This window comes from Candidatus Zixiibacteriota bacterium, from assembly GCA_022865345.1.
Taxonomy (GTDB): Bacteria; Zixibacteria; MSB-5A5; order MSB-5A5; family RBG-16-43-9; genus RBG-16-43-9.
The window spans coordinates 1-26,080 of sequence record JALHSU010000250.1; the positions used below are offsets into that span (position 1 = coordinate 1).

The window sequence follows — 26,080 nt, forward strand, 5'->3', positions numbered from 1 at the left end:
GCCCCAACCGGATAGATCCGGTTGCGAGGCATATCCTCAGGCGAAACTGAACTATCAGTTATCCGCGCCTGAAAATCTGCCAGAAGATACTCAGGCATCAGAATAAAGGAAAAATCTTCAAACAGAGGGGAAGTCAATCCGGCAAGTGAAGATTTGTATTCTAACTCCTTGACCAGGGAGATACCTTTCAGCTCAGCATACTTTGCGGTTCCTTCATTGATCTCCTGCCCTCGTTCATATTTTGCCACAAATGGATCTACATTTTGCCAGCGGTAGCTTCTGACCGCAACGAACTGCTTGACATACTCTCTACATTTTCTTATCTGGTCTTTTTCAGACGCTCTCAGGGCATCTATCAACAGCCGCATCTCCAGATAAGTAAGAGCCGTATTCTGGCTGTCCTGAATAGGGTATTTCTCTTCCCTTTCCCAGGGGATCTCTCCAAAGGAGCTTCCCTGATACTGGTGAAAAGCCTCGTGGACGATAAAGGCAAAAAGCTCCACATCAGATTTCCCTGTAAGGGGAACCGCCGCCACCTTCAGAGTATCAATCGGAAAATCGAAAACTAACTGTCCAGCCAGGTCCTTGTACTGTCCGGAATGAAATAAGACCTGAGTCCCTAAATCCGGCCAATCTTTCGGGTAAGAGGTGAAATCATCGGTTTCTTTCGAGTAGTTGAATAACAGCGCCCATCTATCCGGTATATAGACTATAAAGGGCCTCTGAGCCAGATTATATCCGGGCCAGACCGAGTCCGGAAACTGTTTGAACAACTGGATAACCCTCTCGCAGATCTTCAGAGCGGTATAGTCATTGTCAGACAGCTTCTTGCTTTTCAAATCCTCGGCAAAAAGAAGAGGACAGATAATCAAAAACAACAAAACGGGGAACGAGAATAGCCTGACAACTGTTTTCATAGTTCTTTAATCCTTCAGGAGTTCCCTGTAGGGGCGTATTGCAATACGCCCCTACACTTCTGTGCTTGCCAATCAGCCTGAGCAGATTAGGGTTCGATAAATCGAACCCCTACGACCGTCTTCTGTAGGGGCTTGATTTATCAAGCCCTCTTGCCTAAAAAAACAACGCAAGGCAAATGCCTTGCCCTACGATCTTGGGCGAGTCCGCCTGCAGCGGATCGCCCCTACAGTTTTTATCCGTCATCCGAAATTCGTCATCCGTCATTATTTTTTATTTAGTTATCCTCGTTCCTGCTCTTCTTTTCACCGATTCGTGAACCTTGGCGATTGAGGTGATAATTACTTCCTTTCCCCCTGCTTCCAGGAACTGAATCGCAGACTCGATTTTAGGTCCCATACTCCCTTCTGGGAAATGTCCTTCTTTCAAATATCTTTTTGCCTCTTCTAAGGTCATTTTGTCTAAGTCCTTCTGTTGAGGCGTGCCATAATTCAAAGCCACCTTTTCCACCTCAGTCAAGATAAGAAGTAATTCAGCACCTATGTCACGAGCTAAAACGGCTGAGGCTCTATCCTTGTCGATGACCCCATCCAGCCCTTCCAGAGTTCCATCTTCTTTTCTGCAGACCGGAACCCCGCCACCACCTGCGGCTATGACAATCACTCCATTTTCGACTAAAACTTTGATAGAATCTTTTTCCACTATCTCCAGAGGAATAGGCGAAGGAACCACCCTTCTCCACCCTCTATTTGAATCCTTTTTTATAATCCAACCTCTCTCTGTTGCAAAATTCTCAGCCTCTTCTTTAGAATAGAACTGCCCGATGAATTTCGAAGGATTTTTTATGGAGGGGTCATCTTTATTTACGATTACCTGAGTGACAACTGTCACTACTTCTCTTGTGATATTTTCCTGCTTCAATTTATTCCTCAGGCATTGCTCAATCATATATCCCATTCCGCCTTCAGTATCCGCCACGCAGATTTGGATCGGAAGATAAGGAGCTTTGCCGCGGGCTAATTCGACTCTGTAAATGACGTTTCCGACCTGGGGACCGTTTCCGTGTGTAATGGCTAAATTGAACCCTTCTTTAACCAGCTCAGCCACACCAGAGAGACTTTGGGTTGTATTCCTGAACTGATGAGGAATAGTATCCTCTTCCTCCTGCCGGGTGATGGCATTCCCACCCAAAGCCACAACTGCCGTCTTCTTTTTCATATTTCTTTTCTGTCCTTGATTATCGTAGCGCGACCCTTTCAGGGTCGCATTGCGAGGCTAAAAGCCTCGCGCTACAAACTAATCTTACAAAGCTGAAGTCTCAAGACCTTGAGGCCATGCCCTACATCCTTAATTCTAACCTAACGCATCTTTAAGGACAACGGACAGAACAATGTTCTGTCCCTATGACCTATTACCTATTAGGGCGAGGCAACCTCGCCCCTACATCTTTTCCCTGTATGCTATCTACTGTCTACTGCCTACTTTTTTATAAATTCCCTCAGCACATCTTTTAAATCCGGCTTCCCTATCTCCTGCAGTTCGTATCTAACCCTTACCGAAGGTTTATTTATCTTAAGAACCCGGCGCAGGTCTATCGGCGTAGCAATTATCACCGAATTGCATTTCACCGAGTTTATGATCCTCTGCAGCTCGCTGATCTGTTTTTTGCTGTATCCCATAGCCGGAAGCAAAGCGCCGATATGGGAATATTTCCTGTAGATTTCTTTGAGAGAGCCGACAGCATAAGGCCTGGGGTCGATTATCTCCTTTGCTCCGAACTTCTCAGCCGCAACGATTCCTGCTCCATATGTCATCCCCCCATGAGTCAAAGTTGGACCATCCTCTATCACTAAAACCTCTTTGTCTTTTATCAGCTCAGGCTTATCCAAAAAGATGGGGGAGGCTGCCTCGATGATTACCGCCTTTGGATTTGCCTCTTTTATGTTTCCCCTGACCTCTTCGATATTCTCCAACCCGGCAGAATCGACCTTGTTTATTATCAGAACGTCCGCGGAGATCAGGTTCGCTTCTCCAGGGAAATAAGTTATCTCATCGCCAGGTCGTAGCGGGTCAAGCACAGTTATGTGCAGGTCCGGATGATAGAACGGAAGATCATTATTACCACCATCCCAGACTAAGATGTCTGACTCTTTTTCCGCCTCTTTCAAAATCACTCCATAATCCACACCCGCATACACGATATTTCCCCTCTCGATATGCGGCTCATACTCCTCTCTTTCCTCAATCGTGCATTTGTACTTGTCCAGGTCAGAAAGCTTTGCATACCTCTGGCAAATCTGTTCGGACAAATTCCCGTAGGGCATCGGATGCCGTATGACTGTGGCTTTTTTGCCGAATTCTTTCAGGACTTCACAGACTTTGCGAGTGGTCTGGCTCTTGCCGCTTCCGGTTCGGGCTGCACAAACCGCAATGACGGGCAATTTAGATTTCAGCATAGTCCCTTTTTTGCCTAAAAGCCTGAAATCTGCACCAGCGGACAAAACTAAAGCCGCACGGTGCATAACATATTCATAGGAGACATCAGAGTAAGAGAAAACTGCCTCATCGATTTTGTACTTCTTAATGATCTGAACAAGTTCATCCTCTGCCCAGATCGGAATCCCTTTGGGATAAAGCTTGCCGGATAATTTCGGAGGATACTTCCGATCCTCGATATCCGGTATCTGGGTGGCAGTAAAAGCCACCACTTCATACTGAGGCTTATCCCGGTAAACTAAATTGAAATTGTGAAAATCCCTGCCTGCAGCTCCCATTATGAGTACTCTTCTTTTCTGCATAAACTCCCTTATTTAAAGTTTTAAGGGGTGGGCAACTGTTACCCACCCGCTTGTTTGTAAAAAGACAAATTAAAAACGACTTCACTTAAGCGTCGATCTGTGCCTTTTGCAGTCTGCCGCTGAAGTCCACATAAATCGATTTCCATTCAGAGAAAACGTCAATCCCGGCAACACCAGCTTCCCTATGCCCGTTTCCAGTCTGGTTTGTTCCGCCAAACGGCAGGTGTACTTCCGCTCCGATAGTTGATGCGTTCACGTAGAATATGCCGGTGTAAACATCCCTCATAGCTACAAAGGCTTTGTTCACGTCCTGGGTGTAGATCGAAGCTGAAAGCCCGTAGATCGTGCCATTGCAGATTTCGATTGCCTGTTCCAAACTATCGCAGGGAATGACCGAGACCACCGGGCCGAAGATTTCCTCCTGGGAAATTCTCATTTTCGGGTCTACGTCCCCGAAAATGGTCGGCTCGTGGAAAAATCCGTTTTGATAGTTGCCAGAGGTTAGCCTATTCCCGCCGCAAAACAGCTTTGCCCCTTCGTCTTTCCCTATTTTGACATAGCTCATCACCGTATTAAGCTGACCTTCGTTTATTGACGGTCCCATCTCCACTGAAGGGTCTAAACCATTTCCTACTTTCAGAGCTTTGGCTCTGGCCACAAATCTATCTATGAATTCATTGTAGACTTTCTTGTGAACGATCACCCTGGAGGTGGCAGTGCATCTCTGACCGGTCGTGCCGAACCCTCCCCACAGCGCACCTTCAACTGCTAAATCAATCTTCCCATCCTCCATCACCATAATCGCATTCTTCCCACCCATCTCTAAATGCACATGCCTGAAATCAGTAGCGCAGACCTCGGAGACTTTTCTTCCGATTTCAGTTGAACCGGTAAAGGAAACCACTTTTATGTCTTTGGACTTCATTAAAGGTATACCCACGTCCGAGCCGGAACCGGTAACTAAGTTGATTACTCCTTTTGGTATCCCTGCTTCCTCACAGATTTTCACCAGATTATAAGCTGACATAGGAGTATCTGTCGCCGGTTTGAAAACGATTGTGTTCCCAAGGACTAAAGCCGGCATAAGCTTCCAGGAGGGAATAGCCATCGGAAAGTTCCAGGGAGTAATGAGAGCGCACACGCCAAGCGGCTGGCGCACGCACATCTGGAACTTATTGGGCAGTTCCGATGGAGTAGTAAAACCGAATTGCCTTCTCCCTTCACCTGCCATATAATAGCTCATGTCAATTGCTTCCTGCACATCACCTCTGGTCTCCTTCAGGACCTTTCCCATCTCCTGAGTCATCTGTTTGGCAAAGTCTTCTTTCCTTTTTATCAGCATCTCTCCAATTCTGAAAACAATCTCGGCCCTCTTAGGTGCAGGAACCAGTCTCCACTTGCGATACGCCTCTTTGGCTGCATCCACAGCCTTTTTGACATCTTCTTCACTTGATTTCTGAAAAAACCCTAAGACCTCTCTGGTATCAGCCGGATTTCTGTTCTCAAATGTCCGTTTTGTAACAGAATCAACCCATTCCCCATTGATGTAATTTTTATAAACCTTCGCTTCTGCCATAATACCTCCTCAAAATTAGAAATTTACAAAAATATAATATAGGCTTTTTTTTAACTCCTGTCAAATGATTTTGAGCTTAACCGTCGGGCATAAAACCCGATGCTGCATCTTTAGAATTTGTCATTGCGAGTCGGTCATTTGACCGACGAAGCAATCCCCTCACCTTGAAAACAGGGTGGCACCCTCAAACTTGTCTGAGGGTGTTTTACATAAAATTTTTTCGGGCGAGGAAACCTCGCCCCTACGTCCTAGTCGGGCATAAAGCCCGACGCTGCGTACTCCTCATCCCTCGCTACTCACTACTCACCCTTTGTTTCAAGGCAGACTCATGCTCATGCCATCGAAAGCAAACCTCAGATTTTGATACTCCATTTCCTCTGCCATCTTGATAATTTGCTCCTTTTTTCCTTCGACCTCTTCGTGAATATGAGTCAGGATAGTCTCCCTGACCTTTTTTCTTTTGACCAGTTCCAAAAGCTCTTCAACCTTGATGTGAGTTGACTCGCAGAAAAGAAGATCCGCCTCTTCGATCAGGTTTTCTATATCCTGCAGGTCAGCGATATCACTTGAGTAAAAAATCCTCTCCCCACCGAGGTCCAGACCAAAAGAATAGCTTTCCATCTTATTAGGCAGATTTTCCTCTGAGATAAACTCCTTATTCGATAGCAGATGTCGATTGAGGTGTGCTCTTAAACTCAGATTCCCATCTTTAAACAGGAAATCATAAGTGATAGGTTTCAGTTCAAATTTGCAGCTTAATTTTTCTTTAAATAGATACAGAGCATCGAACATATTCTCAAACCAGAAGACTGCCTCTTTTGGCAGGTATATTTCTATGTTTTCTTTGTTTTCCAGAAGGTGCATCATCTGAACCAGCATAAAGATTCCGATGCAGTGGTCGGCATGAGTATGCGTGATAAAGACCTGTCTGATCCTGACGGGATCTATCTTATGCCTTAAAATCGCTGAGGCACACCCTTCACCCGCATCGATCAAATAGGATTTATTCGCTGCTTCGATTAAGATCGAAGAGCAAGCCCTTTCCGGGTCAGGCATACCTGAGGAAGAACCTAAGATGATTATTCTGTTCATATTCTTGACAACGTTTGTTTGTCGTTCCACCTTGGAGGCAAGGTGGGGTTTCCTTTTTTTTAATGTAGGGACAGGGTTGTCCCTGTCCGGGCTCAAATGCGGACAGCCGCAAGGGCTGTCCCTACGTCTACTTTCCCCCTTGGAAACAAGCCGGGTCTACCTGGCTATTTTGTCCTGATAATATTTTACCGTCTCCTCCATCCCTTTTTCCAAATCGTATTTTGGAGACCAGCCTAAAATCCTTTTTGCTTTTGAAGAATCCAGAACGCTTCTTTTTTGCTCTCCCGGTCTTTTTAGCCCGTGAATCTCCTTCTGTTTCGAGCCGGTCATTTTCTTCAAAAGTCTGAATATGACGTTAACATCGGTTTCGATTCCTGTCCCTATATTGAAAAAATCCGATTCGGTATGCTTCAGAGCCAGAAGATTTGCAGCCACCACATCTTTTACATAGACGTAATCCCTGGTCTGTTTACCATCTCCGTTAATGATAGCTGTTTCACCGGAAAGAAACTTTTGAGTGAAAATAGCCACCACCCCAGCCTCTCCCCAGGGATTCTGCCGTAGACCATACACGTTGGCATACCTCAATGAGACATAATCCAGATCATAACTTTCTTTGTAGAAATAAAGGTATTTTTCAATTGACAGCTTGGCTACACCATAAGGAGATAAAGGTCTTTCCGGATGATTTTCGTCTGCGGGAAAATAATCCTGCTCGCCGTAGAGCGCCCCTCCGGTTGAGGCGAAGATTACTTTATTGGTTTTGTATTTGACGCAGTTATTCAGTAAATTCAAAGTTCCTTCGATATTTACCTTAGCATCAAAAATCGGGTCAGCCACAGACTTTCGCACATCTATCTGAGCCGCATGATGACACAGAATTTCAGGCTTCTCATCCTTGAAAACCTGCTCGATTTTCTTACTGTTAATATCTAATTTATAAAACCTGGCTTTGGGATTGACATTCTCCTTAAATCCAGTGCTTAGATTGTCCACGATTAAGACCTTATGCCCAAGGGAGATAAACCTATCCGCCACGTTTGAGCCTATGAAACCAGCACCGCCAGTAACTAAAATTTTTGCCAAACTTCAACCTCCTTGTCAAAACCTTGTGAAAGCTGTAACTTATTATAAGATTTAAGATTGCGTAAGTCAATCAAAAAGGTGTAGGGGTTCAAAATTTTGAACCCCTACAGACGGTCCCCCCTCTCCTTTTCAAGGAGAGGGTTAGGGAGAGGTTCTTTTTTGGGAGTGCCTCAACTTGCTGATGCGAAAAGTTAACTGCTTAGATTCAAAACCAAGGAAAAAGGGCAGGGTACCTCTCCCTACGTTTTCAACCAGATTTGAGATTATCTAGAATACTTAAAGGCGGGAAACTGATAGCTTTGAGCTTACAAACCTCCGCGCAGCCGGAGCAACCGACCACGCAGGCAAAAGGATTGATCACTTTGGGCTTATTTATCTTTTCATCCCAAAGATAAACTTTCTGCGGGCACATATCAAAACATTTCTTACAGCCATCGCATCTTTCTTCATACACAGTTGGATACCAGGGAATATTCTCTCTGGGGATTCCTTGATAGGTATCGCAGCAAAGTTCGGTTTGATCCGTAGAACCGCTTATCTTCTTTTGGCAATAAAGGGAGTATTCTCTGAGCAAAGCCTCAGAGTAAATGGTTTCCTGCTTGGGTGGGATATAATTTTCTTTTCTCGCAGAGTCGATCAACCTTGCTTTAATTTTCTCATCCGGCTTCAGGTCCGATTTATGAAACTCCGCAAATGTCTCCTCCAAGCCCACCATTCCAATGAGCTGATTCCCGATCAAAACCATTTTAGTTTTTTTATTCATCGATTTCCGCTGGAGTGTAAAGTCTCAAGATCCTAGTGACTTTAGCTTTACCGTTTGATAAACCTGAAGATTTATTTTCCAACTTTCTTTAGCTCTTATGTGGTTGTCGGATCCCCCGACCCGACGGTAAATTATCCACTGGAACCTCTCCCTTCCCTCTCCTTAGAAAGTAGAGGGAATCGGTAACCCCACCTTGCCTTAAGGTGGGCTAATTTCAAATATTGAGACGCATTCGATGCGTCTCTACTTACCTTGTCTTCAAGACTTAAACGTAACCAAGTTGTGGCAACGTGGGTCCATTGTACTGTCATTGCTTCGTCGGTCAAATGACCTCCTCGCAAAGACGTGATTATATTTTCCCCTTGCCCGAAAGGTAATCATAAACCTCCTGGGCTTCTCTCCTGACGATATAGGCGATATCCCAGTTGTAACTTTCATTCTTACCTAAAAGCCGGTTTCCCACTTTGTTTAATCTATCCTTCTGCTCCTCATCGGCAAAACCATATTTCACCATCTTCCCCAGACTTCTGACTGCCTTGCTTCTTACCCCAGAGGATTCATCTGAAATCCTTTTCAATAGACTCTCAAAGATAAGGCTCCTGTTTCTGAAAGATATCTTCGAAGGGGGTGTGACTTCGAACACTTTACCTAAGGTTCGAGCTGCACTATCTCTGACCTCCTGGTCTTTATCTCTAAGACCTTTGAGAAAAACAGGAATTGCCACCACTACTGCCGAATCCTTAATCTTCCCCAGTGCATAAAGCAGAAATGATTTCTCTTTCTGGTCTCTGGACCTGCTGAGTCTCGAAAGGATAGGCTTTATGGCGGGCTTTCCGATTTTCCCCAGAGCCCGGGCCAGATTCAGTTGAAACTTAAAATCTGATTCGCAGGTAGAGGATAGAAGAAAAGGAATGGTCTTAGCCCTGAATCTTTTAAAGGTTTCAAAAACCCGATCAATCACCGGCTGCAGGTCCGGTCTTTCAAAGGTATCTATATAGAAAAGACTGGATAAGGAGGATAACGCCTCCTTAAATTTCCTGCCTTCAAGTTTAGGGAGATAACTTTCTATCTCCTTGATCCCTTGCAGGACTACCTCCCTGTCCGGGTCAGTCAGTTTACTGAACGATGGCTTTAACTTCTCCAAGTCGACCTCCTTTTGTTATCTTTGAAAACTCGTAGAGACGCATGCTATGCGTCTCTGGTTTTAACGCCACTAAAGTAGCTGAGGATTGAAGGGACAATTCACGAATTGCCCCTGTACTTACTGACATGACAACATATCTTGTTATTATAATCTTTAAGCTACTTAGTCTACAGGACACTATTTCTTGTCATCTACTCCGACAATAAGTACCGGTATATCTATGTTGCTTATGCCTCTCATCTCTAAGTCAGTTTTCATCTGCTCAAAATAGGAAACCCCAGTGGACATGTGTCTTTGAAGGCTAAGCATTGGCACAATTTCAATTCCTGCTTGGATTTTATCCTGTTTGGCAAAAATCGTCATTTTCGCAGCTACGTTGTAGACCATAAATGCGTATTTCCCGAATTGAACCTCAACTCCCAGTTTATTCTTGATAAAATCCATTTCTCGAAAGCCATTATGAACATGTGCTTCGCCTAGTTCAGGGACATTGGTGCTAACCTTAATCCTTGCTTTTCCCCATCCCTTAAGGGCGAAAAGCCTTTTGAACTCTTTATTGATTTGCTTTGGTGCATATAAAACCTGACCCGGCATAGTTTTCTCTTTACTAACTTTCGTTTTACATTTAGAGGCATCTAAAGTGCGAATGACATCCAGAACTTCCTTATATTCACTTCCGAAATTCGTTGAAATGAATCTTTCTCCGTCCTTAAATGAATATTTCGCTATAACTTTCATATAATTTTTAGTTGGTTTATTGAATCCCTCTGATAAATTGGAGTCCCCATCGGCCTCAATGTCAGTTTTCCTCTTGAGAGAAGGTGCAGCCTGTTCTTAGCGATATCTATATAGTCCTTGACTGTATCTGCGCCAGCGCCTTTTCTTCCGTGCAGCAGAGCAGCTATTAGTGTAGACCCAACCCCAGCAAATGGATCGAATACCCAGTCACCTGGGTGAGTCAATGCTAATACCAAACGTTCAATCAGTTCCACTGGAAACTGGCAAGGGTGGATTGTTTTCTCAGGGTGATTTGCTTTTACGTTAGGAATCTCCCATACGTCACTGGGGTTTTTGCCGATGGGATTACCTGAAAGTTGACCTCTTTTAGGTCCTTTGAAATGTTTTTTTTCAGGATATTTTTGTGGGATTCTTACGTCATCCAGATTAAAAATATATGAATCTGTTTTGGTAAACCACAAAATGGTCTCATACCTGCCTGAGAATCTCTTGGAGGCATGTAATCCGTGACCAAAGTGCCAGATGATCCTGTTTCTTAATTTTAAATTGAGCGACTCGCAAATTGGATAAATTTTGATATCTAAAGGTATGATCTGACTGTTATCTACGTAGTTTCCCACCTGCCAGCATAGACTGCCGTCATCCGCAAGAATCCTGGTGCATTCTTTTATTACTTCTTGTTGCAATGCAAGATATGTGTCCAAATCGTATCGTTTCTCGTATGGTTTTCCAATATTGTATGGAGGCGAAGTAACAACCAATGTCACGAATCCGCTGGGAATCTGTTTAAGCAGATCTAAGCAGTCTCCATGATATAAGACCGCATCAGCTTCTGGATTAAAAGCATCAGCTATCTTCATCCGCGTGAGTGACTCGATTTGGGTCTTGGTCATTTGAATTTACGCGACATCTTTATTCAATCAAAATCACAGAGGATGCAGAAAAAATCAACTTATCTTCTTCAGCATCTCATCTGCTTTGGTTTTGTGCAGATGCAAACCCACATCTTCGGGTGAAAGCCCCTGGGAAAGTCCTAAGAACTGGAAATAGTAGATTATGGGAACTTTCAAATCGACTGAGAATTTACGGGAGAGGTTTATCTGCCCTAAATCGAACTCGTCAAAACAGGTGGGGCAGATCAGCCCCATAAAGTCAGCTCCGGATTTTTTAATCGAAGATAAAACATCATAGGTCATCTTCTCCGGAATCTCTTCATGGGTACAGGCTTTTCCGCAGCACAAAACCTGCTTTTCGTGTTTTATAGTTTCTGCACCAGCGACTTCAAACAAACGCTCCAAAATGGTCGGATGGTCAGGGTCATCCACTCTCATTATCTCGCTGGGCTTCAGAAGATGACACCCGTAATGAATCGCAACCTTTAGATTCAAGGGTTTTTTGACTGAGGATTTGACTTTTTCGATTCCCAAGTCATCCCTTAGAACCGTGACGATGTGCCGGATTGAAATCGTCCCTTTATATTCCTTTCCTATCTTTTTTAATCTCTGGTTGACTTTTTCCTTTAATTCCGGGTCATGTTTAAGATGGAAGTTAGCCTCAGATAAAGTGGCAGTGCAGCCAGAACACATAGTTACCAGGTCCAGACCTGCCTCCTCCGCTATGCAGATATTCCTTGCTGCCAGAGTCATCCAGGTCAACTTATCTGCGGCTTTGAAATATATCGGATCAGGACAGCATGAGAACCCCTGCAGATCAACCAACTCCATCCCCAAATTAGCCATGGTCTTTCGGACAGAGGCTTCCATCTGCGGATATTTCACCGAGATCATACAGCCGAAAAAAGGAGCATATTTCATTTTGGTTTTCGCGATTAGGTTTTCGCTTTTCGCTAAAAGCCAATAGCTAATAGCGAATCGCTAAGTCATTCAAGCAATTTCTTCAGCTCTTCCAGTGGAACTATACTTATCTCCTTCAGACCCAACTCCTTTCTTCTTCTATCAGAAAGTGAGCTGGTTTTCACTGTTCTGCCTGATTCCTTGACCGAATCTAAGATGGACTTTACTCCCGGTGGATTGGTTCCCTTTTCAAAGGAGATATTCTTGAGCGCGATTATCACTTCGACTGGTCTGACTGCCTGAGGACACCGCTCGTAACAGGTGTTACAGTTGGTGCAGTCCCAGATAACCGAATCAGGACCGACCAAAGATTCCTCATCGCCCAAAAGAGCTCTTAGAAGTATGTTTCTGGGATTAAAATCAGGTGAGTACAAGGCTGCAGGGCAATCTCCCACGCAGGCACCGCACTGGTAACAAAAGTTATGCGCCTCTCCACCGATAATAGTATTGAGCTTGTATCTGAATTTGAAGTTAACCGGCTTCATCAAAAATGACCTTGACTTTTATTACAGTTTATCATATATACCTGAAAAAGTCAAGATTTTTTTGGGTTTTGCGTATTCAAATAAGGAGGAAATGAGAAACTTGGCTGAAGAGATAAAGAAGACTGAGGCTGTGAAAGAAGCCAAAAAAGAGCCAAAAGAGGACTTTGGAAAAGTCCACATTTTTGAAGCCTGGTGCAAAAGGTGTAATATCTGTATTGCCTTTTGCCCAACCGGAGCCTTAGTGGCAGATAAAGACGGGCTTCCTGTTTTGATACCGGATAAATGCACCCAGTGCCGGCTGTGTGAGTTAAGATGTCCGGATTTCGCCATAACTGTAAGGCCAAAAGAGGCTAAGGAAGAAAAGTCTTGAAAATCTTGAGGATTTAGAATGGAACAGAATAAAAAGGCAAGAATTCTCCAGGGGAACGAAGCCTGTGCTGAAGGGGCTTTAGTTGCTGGAGCTAATTTCTTCGCCGGGTATCCAATAACTCCTTCTACTGAGATAGCTGAATATTTAGCCCGAAACCTCCCCCGCAGGGGTGGCAAGTTCATTCAGATGGAGGATGAGATAGCCAGTATTGCGGCGGTAATTGGAGCATCAATCGCCGGCGCAAAAGCGATGACTGCCACGTCTGGTCCGGGTTTTTCCCTTATGCAGGAGAATATCGGCTATGCCTATATGGCAGAAGTCCCCTGTGTGATCGTAGACGTGCAAAGAGGAGGTCCCTCTACCGGGCTGCCGACCAAGGTTTCGCAGTCGGACACGATGCAGGCAAGATGGGGAACTCACGGGGATTATCATGCTATCGCTTTAGCCCCGTCTTCAGTCAGGGAGTGTTTTAGCTTGACTATAAGGGCTTTTAATTTAGCCGAGAAATACAGAACCCCGGTAATCCTGCTTATGGATGAGGTCTTGGGCCATATGCGGGAAAAAGTGGTTCTGCCAGAGCCTGACGAGATAAAAGTTTTCAACCGAATGAAACCGACGGTGCCGCCTGAATGGTACCAGCATTTTGAGATCAATCCCCATTTCGTCTCCCCGATGGCAAGTTTCGGAGAAGGTTACAGGTATAATATAACCGGGTTGACTCATGACCCTCTGGGGTTCCCAACGTCAAAACCTGAGGAGATAGAGGCTAAACTGAATAAATTAGAGAAAAAGATTACTAGCAACGTGAATGATATCGTGAGGGTGGAAGAGGAGTTCATGGAGGATGCCACCATTGCGGTTTTCGCTTACGGGATAGTTGCCCGCGCAGCCAGGCAGGCGATCAGGATGGCTCAGCACAAAAGGATCAGGGTTGGCTTGATCCAGCCATTGACCATCTGGCCCTTCCCGGACATTTATATGGAGCAGATGTCAGAGCAGTTAGAGGCGATAATCGTGGCTGAACTGAACCAGGGTCAGTTGCTCGGCGAGGTTATGCGAACCAACTGCGGAAAAACCAAAATTTACGCCTTGAACAGGTTCGATGGGGATATTTTGACCCCGGAACAGATTTTTGCCAAGATCAGGGAGGTAAGATAAGAAAATGGAGATAATAGCAGCAGAAACCCATTCCTATTTACGCGCCAAGAAGAAGTTTCCGAATGTCTGGTGTGCCGGATGTGGAATTGGCATAGCCTTAGGTGCCATCATCCGGGCAATAGATAATTTGAAATTAGACCGCAACGATGTCGCCATGATATCCGGGATCGGCTGTTCCAGCCGTATGCCGGTTTATGTGGATTTCAATACCCTGCATACTACTCATGGAAGGGCTTTAGCATTTGCAACTGGAGTGAAATTAGCTAACCCGAAGCTGAAGGTCATAGTGATAACCGGGGATGGGGACGGGCTGGCTATAGGGGGGAACCATTTTATTCATACCTGCAGAAGAAATATAGATATCACAACTATTCTGATAAATAATAGCACTTACGGGATGACTGGAGGGCAGTATTCCCCCACTACTCCTTTTATGAAACTCGGAACAACTGCTCCTTATGGAAACCGTGAAAGAGATTTTGACATCTGCAGTTTAGCTAAATCTGCTGGCGCTACTTTCGTGGCAAGAGGAACGGTTTATCATGTGACCTTACTGGAGAAACTTGTCCAGCAGGCGATTCTGAAAAAAGGGTTCTCCTTAGTGGAGGTCATCAGCCACTGCCACACCTTCTACGGAAGGTTAAATAAGGAAGGGACCGCAGTCAAGATGATGGAGTGGCAGAAAGAGCACGCTATACCGATACAAGCCGCTGCCAAACTACCGCCGGAAAAACTGAAAGACAAGTTTCTTATTGGGACTATGTGGGATGTGGATTTCCCGGAATATTGCGAGGAGTATGACAAGGTGATAGCCCAGTTTCAAGTCCCTCCAGAGGATTCTGAGGGTAAGAAATGAAAACCAGAAGAATGGATGCTGAGCACGAGGATCGTTATGATATGAGGCTCTCCGGATCCGGAGGTCAGGGGTTGGTTTTCGCCGGCACTATCCTTTCTGAGGCTTTGGGGATCTACGAGGGGAAGAATATTTCTCAAACCCAGAGTTACGGACCAGAAGCAAGAGGCGGAGCCAGCCGCTCAGACATTGTTTTCAGCTCAGGAGACATATATTATCCCAAGGCTCTGAAACTGGACCTGCTTTTGGCATTGACCCAGGAGGCTTGCGACACTTATTGTCTCAATTTGAAAGATGAAAGTATACTCTTGGTCGATTCAGACCTGGTCGACCAGCCCCCTGCCAGAGAGGTGATCAGTTTACCCTTCACCAGAACTGCCAGGGAGAACCTTGGCACACCGGTGGTGGCGAATATTATTGCCCTGGGAGCCATCGTCTCCTTGACCAAAATAGTCTCAAAGGAATCTATAATTGAAGCGATCAAAGGGAAATCACCCAAAGCCATGCTGGATCTGAACCTGAGAGCAGCAGAGTTAGGGTTTGACTTAGCCAGAAAAGAAAAGAGGAGCAGGAAAAAACCTCAGGCCGCAAGAGTTTAGAGATATATACCGGTCAGCTCCCGGGCGGATGTTATCATCCGTCTGTCCTTCTGCTGGATGATAACATCCAGCAGGAGCAGCAGTTTAAAAAGGAGGATCTTTGGAACAAACTCTTTTGATTATTAAGCCGGATGCAGTAAATCGGGATTTGATCGGCGAGATTTTACGGAGAGCAGAAAAAGATGGTTTCAGGATAGAAGGGCTTAAGATGATAAAAGTTTCTCCAGAGGAAGGGGGCAGATTCTATCAGGTGCATAAGGGAAAACCCTTCTATCAGGAATTGGTTGACTACATTTCCTCAGGCAAGATCGTGGTGACCCATCTGAAAAGGGAAAAAGCAGTGGAAAGACTGCGTGAGCTTATCGGCGCCACTGATCCGAGAAAAGCGGAAAAAGGAACCATCCGGGCAGATTTTGGTCTGGACATCTGCCATAATTCGGTCCACGCCTCAGATTCAAACGAGAATGCTAAAATAGAAATCGATTTCTTTTTTGGCAAAAAGAGTTGACAGGTTCTTTTTTTTATAGTATCTTATAGTGAAAAATTTCACAAGTTGATTTGACTTGTGGCACAAATCGGCGAGATCGTTATTAAGTAAGGAAACCCTGGAGGGTGAACCCTAAGAGACTGTTGTCGAAGAAGGTAGCCGCAAGCTTCAGCTTGCGTATCAGTAATTGAAGCATCCTGACGCAGACTAAAGTCTGCGGCTACCAATTCTTAGCCCTGCAAGGAAGACCCGAAGAAACCCATTAAAAAAATTCACCTTAGTTATAGAGGAGGAAGAGATATGCCCTTAAAAGAGTTGCTGACCAAAAAGATCACTGAGATGCAGGGACAGGTTAAGGCCATCCTGAAAGAGCATGGGGAAAAAGTTATTTCCCAGGCAACCGTGAGCCAGGCCTATGGCGGGATGAGGGACATTAAGTGTATGGTTTGGGAAACTTCCCTTTTGGACCCTATGGAGGGAATCAGGTTCAGAGGGTACAGCATACCTGAAGTCAGGGAAAAACTTCCCAAGGCAAAAGAAGGAGAGGAACCTTTGCCAGAAGGGATTTTCTGGCTCCTTTTAACTGGTGAGCTTCCTTCAAAAAAGGATGTCAGGGAAGTAACCAAAGAATGGCAGGCCAGAAGCGAAGTTCCCAAGGAGGTCTGGAAAACCCTGAACGCACTGCCGAAGAATATGCATCCTATGACCCAGTTTTCCATCGGCATCCTTGCGCTTCAGCCTTATTCCCTTTTCTCTAAGAAATATGAGGAAGGTCTGCCAAAAACCCAGTACTGGGAACCCACCTACGAGGACACGATGAACCTTCTGGCACAGCTCCCTGCGATCGCGGCTTTTATTTACCGACGGACTTATAAGGATGGAAAGAGAGTCCGGGGAAAAAAGGCTTTGGACTGGGGGGCAAATTTCGCTCATATGATGGGAATCGATAATCCTGAGTATTCTGAATTGATGAGGTTATATCTGGTGTTGCACTGCGACCATGAAGGAGGAAACGTCAGCGCGCATACCACTCATTTAGTTGGCTCAGCTCTTTCTGATCCTTACTATTCACTTTCTGCTGGAATGGACGGTTTGGCTGGTCCTCTGCACGGTCTGGCTAATCAGGAAGTGTTACATTGGATTCAGAACCTGATGAAAAAGCTGGGCGGAAAACTTCCCAGCAAAGATGAGCTTTCCAAAGCTTTGTGGGATACTTTAAACAGCGGACAGGTTATACCCGGATATGGGCATGCGGTTTTAAGAAAAACTGACCCCAGATACGTCGCCCAGAGGGAATTTGCTTTGAAGCATATGCCTGAGGACGAGCATTTCAAGTTAGTCAGTATGATTTATGAGGTAGCACCAGACATTCTGACCAAGCACGGCAAAGCCAAAAACCCCTGGCCTAACGTGGATGCACACTCAGGGGTTCTGCAGTGGTATTATGGTGTCAGGGAATATGATTTCTATACTGTGCTCTTCGGAGTTTCCCGTGCTATGGGTGTTTTGGCACAACTGGTGTGGGACAGGGCTCTGGGTCTTCCAATCGAAAGACCGAAGTCGGTTACTACCGAGTGGATAAAGCAGAACATAATAAATAAGTAGACAGTAGATAGTAAACAGCATACAGGTTCCTCTCTCCCCTTTTGCGAGATGTAGGGGCGATTCGCCGGAGGCTGACTCGCCCTGACAGGTTATAGGTCGTAGGAAGTAGCGCCCGTAGGGCAATGCGACCCTGTCCTACGGATCCGTTAATAGGAAAAGGGTCGCGCTACAAGCTCATCCCAAACAATGGGTGGTGTGCCCTCAAACTTGTTTTGAGGGTGTAGGAAGTCGCGTAGGGGTGGAGCTTGTCTCCACCCCTCCCATTGGGCGGAGATAAACTCCGCCCCTACGTAAGAATAAACCTGAAGGTTTATATTCCATCTCAAAAAATCCTCCAAAAAAAGTTGACTTTGTGAAATTTTTCTCTTAATTTATATCTTAAAGAGAAAGCAACCCTGAGGGATTGCCCTACGAAAAAAAAAATCGTAGGGCTCCGCTATAGCGGAGCTGAAAAAAAGTTTGAGTTCTTATCGAATAGCAAATAGCCAATACCTAAAAGCGAGGAACAAAATGGGTAAAACCTTAGCCGAGAAAATCATCGGAAAACATGCGGGCAAAGAGGTATCAGCCGGCGAGATAGTCGTAGTATCGGTGGATGTATGTCTGATGCAGGATGGCACTGCTCCTTTAGCCATAAGACAACTGCAGAAGATAAATTTGGAAAAAGCAGCCAATCCCAAAAGGACGGTTTTATTTTTGGACCATGCCGCACCTTCTCCTCGGAAAGAGCTTTCCAATGACCATATGACTATCCGGAAATTTGCCGAGAAGACTGGCTGTCAGGTCTCAGACGTTGGAATGGGCATCTGTCACCAGGTAATTTTTGAGCAATATCTCAATCCGGGTGAAATCCTCATCGGAGCTGACTCTCACACCTGCACTGGCGGCGCTATGGCAGCCTTCTCGACCGGCATGGGTTCAACTGACGTGGCGATTGGAATCGCTCTGGGTAAAACCTGGCTCAGGGTTCCTGAGACTTTTAGAATCGAGGTAACTGGAGATTTCCAGCCCGGGGTTTATTCCAAGGATTTGATTTTGTATTTAATCGGTCTTATCGGCGCAGATGGTGCAACTTATAAATCCCTGGAGTTCACCGGTGATACTATTGATAATATGTCGATCTCCAGCCGGATGACCTTATCAAATATGGCAATAGAATCTGGTGCAAAAGCTGGTTTGATCCAGTCTGACAAGAAGACTAAAGAATTCCTGCAGAAATGGGGAAGGGTGAGCAAATACAAAGAGCTTAGAGGTGACGAGGACGCGGTTTTCGAGAAGGTCATAAAAATCGATGCCTCCAGACTCGCACCAACTGTTTCTTTTCCTCATACAGTAGACAATACCAAGCCGATCAACGAATCCCTAGGAATAAAGATAGACCAGGTTTTCTTAGGAACCTGCACCAATGGAAGATTGGAGGATATCGAGATCGCCTGCCAGATAATCAAAGGGAGAAAGAAAAATCCAAAAACCAGGTTCATAGTTGTGCCTGCGTCAAAATCTGTTTTCCTGGAGGCGATGAGCAAGGGATATATCAAGCAATTAGTGGAATTCGGAGCCTCAATCTTAGCTCCGGGCTGCGGGCCCTGCGTAGGCGTGCACGAGGGGATTTTAGGAGATGGGGAAAACTGCATCTCCACCCAGAACCGGAATTTCAAAGGGAGAATGGGAAATCCGGATGCTTTCATCTATTTGTCTTCACCCGCCACAGCAGTTGCTGCGGCAGTTGCCGGAGAGATAGTTGACCCCAGGGAATTCATAGCTAAAAAGAAACCCAAAGGCAAAAAAGTAAAGGTAGCAAAAAGGAAAAGAAAATAAAAGTAGAGACGCATCGAATGCGTCTCCGAAAAAGTGTAGGGGCCTATTGCAATACGCCCCTACAAATGTGAAAAGAGGTATCTATGATCTTAAAAGGAAAGGTATTCAAATTCGGAGATGACATCTCCACAGACTTAATCGCTCCGGGAAGATATTTTCATCTGCGTTCCAACCTGCCGGAAATGGCAAAGCACGTGTTGGAGGATGCTGACACCACCTTTGCCAGCAAAGTACAAAAAGGCGATTTCGTTGTCGGGGGTGAGAATTTCGGATTAGGCTCTTCCAGAGAACACGCTCCTACCATTATCAAATTGGCTGGAGTATCAGCAGTATTGGCAAAATCTTTTGCGCGCATTTTTTACCGCAACTCCATCAACGTGGGTCTTCCGGCTCTAATCTGCGATACTGACAAAATCTCCGCTAATGATGAACTCGAAGTGGATTTGGAAAAAGGCCAGGTAAAGGATTTGACTAATGGTGTTACCCTAACTTTTGCACCTCTGCCCAAAGCAATGATTCATATTTTGAATGATGGGGGACTGATCGACCATATTCAAAAACATGGGGATTTTAAATTAGATTGAAAAACCTCAATCGTTAATTTATTCGACCTTGAAACAATTCCATTTTAAAAGAAAGGAAGGAATAAGGATGGTAAAGTTCAATAAGATCACCCCGCCGGCTGAGGGTGAAAAAATCGAAATCGTAAAGGATAAACTCCAGGTGCCTGAAAGCCCGATCATCCCGGTTATCGAAGGGGATGGCGTGGGCAGGGACATTCTGAAAGCCTCCCGACGGGTTTTAGATGCCGCCGTACAGAAGGCATTCGACGGAAAAAGGAAAATAGTCTGGTTCGACGTTTATGCCGGAGAAAAAGCCCAGGCAAAATATGGCGAGCTTCTTCCTCAGGATACCCTGAAGGCGATAAAACATTATATCGTGGCTTTAAAGGGACCTCTGACCACTCCTATTGGTGGAGGGTTCAGAAGCTTGAACGTGACCTTAAGACAGGTTTTGAACCTTTATGCCTGCGTTCGCCCCTTAAGATATTTCGAGGGTGTCCCCTCTCCGGTTAAGCATCCGGAAAATATGAAGATCATCATCTTCAGGGAGAATACTGAGGACGTTTATGCCGGGATAGAGTGGCAAAAGGGCACCAAAGAAGTAAAAAAAGTCATCACCTGGCTGAACAAGACGATGAAAACCAAGATCCGCTCAGATTCGGGCATCGGAATCAAGCCGATCAGCGTGACCGGAACCAAAAGGTTAGTGCGTAAAGCGATCAGATATGCCATAGAGAATAATCGCAAATCGGTTACCCTGGTGCATAAGGGGAATATTATGAAATATACTGAGGGAGCATTCAGGGAATGGGGTTATGATGTGGCTTTGAAAGAATTTCGCGATAAAGTGATCACCGAAGCTGAGCTGGAAAAAGATTATAACTGGCAGGTCCCTCCAGGCAAGATTGTGATCAAGGACCGGATTGCAGACAGCATGTTCCAGCAGATTTTGACCCGGGCAGATGAGTACGAAGTTGTGGCAACTCCGAATTTGAACGGTGATTATCTTTCTGATGCCTGCGCTGCTCAGATAGGAGGCCTGGGAATGGCACCCGGCGCCAACATTGGTGATTTCGTGGCATTATTCGAAGCCACTCACGGCACTGCGCCTAAGTATACGGATAAAGACATGATTAACCCCACCTCAGTGATTCTGTCAGGATGTATGATGTTAGAGTATATGGGCTGGAGAGAAGCAGCCGAGTTAATTTATAAAGGAATTCAGGAGACCATTAAACAGAAGCGAGTTACCTACGACCTGGAAAGATTAATGGAAGGCGCCACCAAAGTCAAAACCTCAGAGTTCGGAACTGGGATTATCGAGAATATGGGATAAGAAAGTATTTTGGTAGGGGCACGGCATGCCGTGCCCCTACACTTTTGCATGCGCCGAATGATTGGCTGTCATTGCGAGGGGTCCGATAGACGACGAAGCAATCTGTAGATGACTAACTTTTAGCCCCACCTTGCCTCAAGGTGGGGTGATTTTTTTTGTAGAGACGCATCGCCATGCGTCTCTACTTCTGTGTGCCAGTCGTCCGCCGCAGGCGGACTGACCCGACGGTGAAAACTTAGACCCAGGTTGAGGGCAACCTGGGTCTAAGTTTTCTTTTTTGTGGGGGAACGACTGAGTGACACCCTTAAACTTGTTTGAGGGTGAAGCAGGAGAAATCTTGGGACGAGGGAACCTCACCCCTACATCTGCTTTTCAAATCCGCTTAACCCGTTCAATCAGCTGTGAATCTTATCGTTCTACTTCAGATAAACCATCTTCTTAGTATCCACAAAATCCTGTGCAGTCAGACGGTAGAAATATATGCCTGTTGGGACATTCAATCCCCTATCGTCTGTCCCATCCCAGAAAAGGGTCTTCGGTCCCGGCTCCTCTACTTTTTCTAACAAAGTCCTTATCTTCTGGCCCAGAATATTATACACCTCTAATTTTACATTCCCGCTCTTCGGCAAATAAAAACTTATCCTGGTAGAGGAGTTGAACGGGTTGGGAAAATTCTGGTTCAAAGAATACTTACTGGGGGTTTCAGACGAGTTCTCGTCCTCGATTCCCGTGGATTTGACTACTATTACCCCGGTCATAAAAGTATGAAGCGAGCATTGATAAGCAAAACTTCCGACCGTGGTGAACTGACGCACGTATGACTGCCCGTTCAACAGAATCCCAGAGGACCATATGCGGGTATCGCTGGTTGAGGTGTGGTTGAAGCTTCCATTATTGGTCCAGCGAACGCTGTCATTCACTGATATGGTATCAAACTGCGGAGAAAAGGCAAAATCGACGATAGAGATCTGCTCGGTCTTTGCCAGAGCCTGACCTCCCAGGCAGATACCTATCAGCAGCACAATTAAAAGAACGCTCAGGTAAAATCTTTTCACTAAAAGCATATCTCCTCCTCTGATAAAGTTTATAATTTTTCTTAAATTTAATTCTTTTATCTTTAAATTGTCAAGAAAAATCTACATATAGGGGTTCAATCCGCCTCTGGTGGATGAACCCTTACTCCACTCGAACAAACGAACAAACTTCAAACGCCAAACTCTCTTCAGTCCCGCCCTTTGGCGGGATTTCGCTTCGCTCAGCACGGAGGCGGTCCACCTTTGAAAAGATAGTTGACCAGATAAACCACATCGCTAACCGTCACTTTAGTATCGCAATTAGCGTCTCCGGTCAGTAAAGGATTGGGAGGAGGTCCTCCTTTAAATAGATAGTTGACCAGATAAACCACGTCTGAAACCGTTATCTTGCTATCACCGTTAGCGTCCCCGCGTTTTCTTACCAGAATTGTTCCGGTCATGCTCGGATGGAACTTGCACTGATAAGGAAATGAACCTGAGGTGTTAAACTGACGGGTAAAAGAAGAAGGTCCCGGACTCAGGGTTCCAGAGTTCCACACACTTGTATTGCTGGTCGTGGTGTGAAATACAGCCCTGTTATTGACCCAGCGGACGTTATCTGCCGCGGTTATGGTGTCAGTCTGGGGAACAAAGGCGAAGTCGATTATAGAGACCGTGTGAACTGCTGCAGGTTTGACCACAATTGTTGCGGTCATAGATAGATGGATCGCGCAGTGATAAGGAAAAGAGCCAGGGGTGTTGTACTGAACAGTGAACGATTGTCCTGGTGCCAGATTCCCTGAATTCCAGATGAGCGTATTACTTGTGGAAGTGTGAGTGAACGCGCCGTTATTGGTCCACTGAACGCTATCACCTGCGGTGATGGTATCCACCTGCGGGCTGAAGGCAAAGTCGACAATTGAGACATTATGAAGCTGGGTGGGCTTAACCACAATGGTACCAGTCATAGTGAATGGGTGGTATTGACATGCGTAGGGATAAGAACCGGGGATGTTAAATTGAAAAGTAAATGACTGAGAGTGAAGCGAATCCGAATCCCACACGCCTGAGTCGCTGGTCGAAGTATGAGGAAACCCGCCGTTATTGATCCAAAGGATGCTGTCACCTACTAATATAGTATCAGCTGGTGGGACGAAAGCAAAATCGACTACCGAGACGGTCTTGAGGGCACTGGTTGAGCTCTCCCCTCTTAGAGAAATGCTGAGGAACAGAAAGACCAATGCCGCGCTAAGCAAAAACCTTTTTGCTTGGAACATATACCCTTCCCTGTTAAAGTTTCAAAGAATACTAAAATTGTCTTCTTCGCCTTATAGTAACCTATTTACGAGCGGACTATTTTGTTTGTTGGCAACCTGACTGGAAAAAGTTTTCAAGGGTTGCAGAGTGGCACCCCCAAACTTGTTTGGGGGTGGTGCCAGAAGCTTCCGCTACAACATTTTATATTTGCATTGACACCTTTTTTGAAAAAAATCCTTGACAATCCTTTAAAATTATTTTATAAAGGTAATGAATCTTTCAGGGAAGGCGGTGAAAATCCGTCACAGCCCCGCTACTGTAAGCGGCTACGAAAGCTTTTTTGAGCCACCCGAAAGGGGAAGGTAAAGCCGGTAGGCTTGAAGCCGCAAAGTCAGGAAACCTGACAGGTTCAAGTCCCTTAGATAGGGGTAATTTCCAAGTGGATCCAATTGGACATGAACTGCCCCTAAGATCAAGGATAATTGCTCTTCGCGGGAAGAGTTTGAAAGGGAGATAAAGATTGACCCAGCTTCACCGCGAAAGCTGGGATTTTTTTTCATTACGCGATTTGCGGTTAGCTGTTGACCGTTTGAACCTTATATAGCGTAGCAGTCCCGCATTTTGCGGGATAAACCTCTGCGCCGAGCCTTGAAGGCTCGGCTACGCGAGCTTTTAAACCTTTGAGCATTTAAGCGTTTGAACCTTTAATTAAGGAGGTAAAGATGAAAAAAACCATCCTTCTCAGCCTACTTCTGCTTCTGCCAATGTGCGTAAAGGCAGACCAGACGTCCGAGTCAGACGCCGGTGAGAAAATTTATCAGCTTGAGCCGGTAATCGTCACCGCCACGCGTTATCCAGAGCATCTCAGAAATGTCACGTCTTATTCTACCCAGCTCGTCTCTTCCAGGCTGAAGAATTTCAATCTTCTCACTTTAGGTGAGGTCTTGAAGAACTTCTCTAACGGAGAGATGAAATCCTCAGGCGAATTAGGCCAGGTGCAGACTTTTAGTCTCAGGGGCTCTTCCTCCTCCCAGGTTCTGTTTCTTTTAGAAGGGAGAAAATTAAACTATATGGCTAACGGGATTTTTAACTTAAGCGACCTGCCATTGGAAAACCTGGATAAAGTGGAGGTAGTTCATGGTCCTCTTTCTTCTTTATATGGTGCTAATGCCTTAGGCGGAGTAGTGAATCTGATCCCCTCTTTTCCCTCGACCAGCCAGATAAAGGCCTCATCCTCTATTCTTTTTGGAGACAGGAAAACCAGGCTTTACTCTCTGAAATTCAGCTCCGGGATAAAAAATTTAAGGCTTGAATCAGGTCTGGGAAAAAAGCAGTCTGAAGGCGAAAGGGAGAATTCAGCTTATTCTTCATTATTTTTCCACTCGACTCTTTTCTATCAGATATCTTCTCAGGCTGACCTGAAACTCTACCTCCTTGCTCAGACTGACGATTTAGGTTTACCCGGACCAGTACCCGACCCTTTGAGCATCCCGAAATACGGCAATTCCAGTGTCTCTTCCCTTTTTGATAAACAGGCGGATAAGAACTTCTCCGCTGATTTGAACTTCAATTTCCGCTCTGAGGATGCTAAAGAGGAGCTTTCAACCAGGCTCTTTTTTGACCGCAGGCATCTGGATTATTCCACTAAATATGATTTTCTTGGGGAAGTGGATGAGGAATATTCTTATTTAGCCAGGAGCTTGGGAGGATTCATCCAGTATTCATTCTCGTTTCAAAAAGAAAACCGACTGGTTCTCGGAGGCGATTTCTCTTCTGACCTTTTTGAGGCTGAGAAAAACTCTCATTTTACTTCATCCGGGACTAATCTGGTTTCTTCCTGGAATCCTGGTTCAAGTATTTTTGGACTATGGGGAAACTCCTCCTTGAACAAAGGTAAATTCACTTTTCAGGCTGGTGCCAGAGTTGACCTGCCCAGCAATTTTGAAAAATCTTTCTCCCCGAATTTAGGCGCAATCTATCATCTGAGGGAAAACCTGTCTCTGAAACTAAATTACGGCAGAGCCTACAGAGCCCCCACCTTTAACGACCTGTACTGGCCGGATGGCGGGAATGAAGACCTGAAGCCGGAAAAAGGACAGAGTTTTGAAACTGGATTATCTTATAGTGCCCGGAAGCTCTCCTGCCAGATTTCTTTATTCTCACGCCAGGTGAAAAATCTAATCTCCTGGCAGCCCCTGGGTGAAAACGGCTTATGGCAGCCTTTTAATCTGGACCGCTTCAATTCCTGGGGCACAGAGTTTCAGCTGGGTTATAATTTAAAGGAAGATATAGATGTTGACCTGAATTATTCTTTTAATCGAGGAGAGGAGATAAAAAAGGAATTAGTTTATGACGATTACTTCACCGGAGAAAAGAGATTTGAGGAACTGAAGAGGAAAGCCCGGTTTCAGCCTGAGCATAGTTTTAATCTGAATTTGAACATTAAGCTCTTCGCCTCTTTGTCCACCCAGTTTTCCTTCAACTACCGAACCCAGAAGCTGAACTATTATCCGGATTACTCTTCTTATCCAGAAATAAAGTACCTGACCAAAAGGATCAAACCCAGTGCCA

The 26,080-nt window shown here is 45.3% G+C and carries 24 protein-coding genes and 1 riboswitch; of the genes, 10 read left to right on the forward strand and 14 right to left on the reverse strand.

Going from position 1 to position 26,080, the window contains the following annotated elements; translation table 11 throughout:
- From MUP17_11780 to MUP17_11835, 12 genes are all read right to left on the reverse strand, one after another.
- On the reverse strand, positions 1-917 hold a 917-nt coding region (locus MUP17_11780), incomplete at its 3' end, for a hypothetical protein (protein ID MCJ7459653.1).
- A gap of 271 nt (positions 918-1,188) precedes the next feature.
- A complete protein-coding gene (gene arcC / locus MUP17_11785) occupies positions 1,189-2,133 on the reverse strand; it encodes a carbamate kinase (protein ID MCJ7459654.1) in 945 nt (314 codons plus the stop codon).
- Between the two features lie 260 nt (positions 2,134-2,393).
- Entirely contained in the window at positions 2,394-3,713 is a 1,320-nt protein-coding gene (locus MUP17_11790) for a cyclic 2,3-diphosphoglycerate synthase (protein MCJ7459655.1), read from the reverse strand.
- Positions 3,714-3,798: 85 nt separating this feature from the next.
- Complete coding sequence (locus MUP17_11795; protein MCJ7459656.1) at positions 3,799-5,289, reverse strand: aldehyde dehydrogenase family protein; 1,491 nt, start codon at positions 5,287-5,289, stop codon at positions 3,799-3,801.
- Positions 5,290-5,604: 315 nt separating this feature from the next.
- Positions 5,605-6,381 carry an MBL fold metallo-hydrolase gene (locus MUP17_11800; protein MCJ7459657.1) on the reverse strand — a complete coding sequence of 259 codons (777 nt, stop codon included), beginning with the start codon at positions 6,379-6,381 and terminating at the stop codon, positions 5,605-5,607.
- A gap of 156 nt (positions 6,382-6,537) precedes the next feature.
- Positions 6,538-7,467, reverse strand: a complete 930-nt coding sequence (locus MUP17_11805; GenBank protein MCJ7459658.1) for a GDP-mannose 4,6-dehydratase — start codon at positions 7,465-7,467, stop codon at positions 6,538-6,540.
- 247 nt (positions 7,468-7,714) lie between these two features.
- Positions 7,715-8,230 carry a ferredoxin family protein gene (locus tag MUP17_11810; protein ID MCJ7459659.1) on the reverse strand — a complete coding sequence of 172 codons (516 nt, stop codon included), beginning with the start codon at positions 8,228-8,230 and terminating at the stop codon, positions 7,715-7,717.
- A 349-nt stretch (positions 8,231-8,579) separates the two neighbouring features.
- Positions 8,580-9,374 carry a HEAT repeat domain-containing protein gene (locus MUP17_11815; protein MCJ7459660.1) on the reverse strand — a complete coding sequence of 265 codons (795 nt, stop codon included), beginning with the start codon at positions 9,372-9,374 and terminating at the stop codon, positions 8,580-8,582.
- A gap of 177 nt (positions 9,375-9,551) precedes the next feature.
- Positions 9,552-10,112, reverse strand: a complete 561-nt coding sequence (locus MUP17_11820; protein MCJ7459661.1) for a restriction endonuclease — start codon at positions 10,110-10,112, stop codon at positions 9,552-9,554.
- Positions 10,109-11,005: a site-specific DNA-methyltransferase gene (locus MUP17_11825; GenBank protein MCJ7459662.1), complete on the reverse strand. Its 897-nt coding sequence runs from the start codon at positions 11,003-11,005 to the stop codon at positions 10,109-10,111. Before MUP17_11825 ends, MUP17_11820 begins: the two co-directional genes overlap by 4 nt.
- 54 nt (positions 11,006-11,059) lie before the next feature.
- Complete coding sequence (locus tag MUP17_11830) at positions 11,060-11,926, reverse strand: CoB--CoM heterodisulfide reductase iron-sulfur subunit B family protein (GenBank protein ID MCJ7459663.1); 867 nt, start codon at positions 11,924-11,926, stop codon at positions 11,060-11,062.
- Between the two features lie 65 nt (positions 11,927-11,991).
- Positions 11,992-12,450, reverse strand: coding sequence for a 4Fe-4S dicluster domain-containing protein (locus MUP17_11835; GenBank protein MCJ7459664.1), 459 nt, complete (start codon positions 12,448-12,450; stop codon positions 11,992-11,994).
- A gap of 91 nt (positions 12,451-12,541) precedes the next feature.
- Here MUP17_11835 and MUP17_11840 point away from each other — a divergent pair, with 91 nt between their 5' ends.
- The 9 genes from MUP17_11840 to icd all read left to right on the forward strand — a co-directional run bounded on the left by MUP17_11840 (position 12,542) and on the right by icd (position 21,239).
- Positions 12,542-12,820 carry a 4Fe-4S binding protein gene (locus MUP17_11840; protein ID MCJ7459665.1) on the forward strand — a complete coding sequence of 93 codons (279 nt, stop codon included), beginning with the start codon at positions 12,542-12,544 and terminating at the stop codon, positions 12,818-12,820.
- Positions 12,821-12,838: 18 nt separating this feature from the next.
- Complete coding sequence (locus MUP17_11845) at positions 12,839-13,978, forward strand: 2-oxoacid:acceptor oxidoreductase subunit alpha (GenBank protein ID MCJ7459666.1); 1,140 nt, start codon at positions 12,839-12,841, stop codon at positions 13,976-13,978.
- A gap of 4 nt (positions 13,979-13,982) precedes the next feature.
- Positions 13,983-14,834, forward strand: a complete 852-nt coding sequence (locus MUP17_11850) for a 2-oxoacid:ferredoxin oxidoreductase subunit beta (protein MCJ7459667.1) — start codon at positions 13,983-13,985, stop codon at positions 14,832-14,834.
- The gene (locus MUP17_11855) at positions 14,831-15,430 is read left to right on the forward strand and encodes a 2-oxoacid:acceptor oxidoreductase family protein (GenBank protein MCJ7459668.1); all 600 of its coding nucleotides are present in this window, start codon (positions 14,831-14,833) and stop codon (positions 15,428-15,430) included. Before MUP17_11850 ends, MUP17_11855 begins: the two co-directional genes overlap by 4 nt.
- A gap of 100 nt (positions 15,431-15,530) precedes the next feature.
- Complete coding sequence (ndk, locus tag MUP17_11860; GenBank protein ID MCJ7459669.1) at positions 15,531-15,938, forward strand: nucleoside-diphosphate kinase; 408 nt, start codon at positions 15,531-15,533, stop codon at positions 15,936-15,938.
- A gap of 279 nt (positions 15,939-16,217) precedes the next feature.
- A complete protein-coding gene (locus MUP17_11865) occupies positions 16,218-17,522 on the forward strand; it encodes a citrate (Si)-synthase, eukaryotic (GenBank protein ID MCJ7459670.1) in 1,305 nt (434 codons plus the stop codon).
- A gap of 510 nt (positions 17,523-18,032) precedes the next feature.
- Positions 18,033-19,340: a 3-isopropylmalate dehydratase large subunit gene (locus MUP17_11870; protein MCJ7459671.1), complete on the forward strand. Its 1,308-nt coding sequence runs from the start codon at positions 18,033-18,035 to the stop codon at positions 19,338-19,340.
- 83 nt (positions 19,341-19,423) lie between these two features.
- Positions 19,424-19,924: a 3-isopropylmalate dehydratase small subunit gene (locus tag MUP17_11875; protein ID MCJ7459672.1), complete on the forward strand. Its 501-nt coding sequence runs from the start codon at positions 19,424-19,426 to the stop codon at positions 19,922-19,924.
- 67 nt (positions 19,925-19,991) lie between these two features.
- Positions 19,992-21,239 (forward strand): isocitrate dehydrogenase (NADP(+)), encoded by a 1,248-nt coding sequence (gene icd / locus MUP17_11880; protein MCJ7459673.1) that lies wholly within the window; start codon positions 19,992-19,994, stop codon positions 21,237-21,239.
- A gap of 416 nt (positions 21,240-21,655) precedes the next feature.
- Here icd and MUP17_11885 read toward each other — a convergent pair whose 3' ends face one another.
- Together MUP17_11885 and MUP17_11890 are read right to left on the reverse strand one after the other, a co-directional pair.
- Entirely contained in the window at positions 21,656-22,303 is a 648-nt protein-coding gene (locus MUP17_11885) for a T9SS type A sorting domain-containing protein (protein ID MCJ7459674.1), read from the reverse strand.
- Between the two features lie 191 nt (positions 22,304-22,494).
- Positions 22,495-23,529: a cupredoxin domain-containing protein gene (locus MUP17_11890; protein MCJ7459675.1), complete on the reverse strand. Its 1,035-nt coding sequence runs from the start codon at positions 23,527-23,529 to the stop codon at positions 22,495-22,497.
- Between the two features lie 201 nt (positions 23,530-23,730).
- Positions 23,731-23,932: riboswitch (cobalamin riboswitch) on the forward strand.
- A 299-nt stretch (positions 23,933-24,231) separates the two neighbouring features.
- On the opposite strand from MUP17_11890, the gene MUP17_11895 reads away from it, so the two are divergent.
- On the forward strand, positions 24,232-26,080 hold a 1,849-nt coding region (locus tag MUP17_11895), incomplete at its 3' end, for a TonB-dependent receptor (GenBank protein MCJ7459676.1).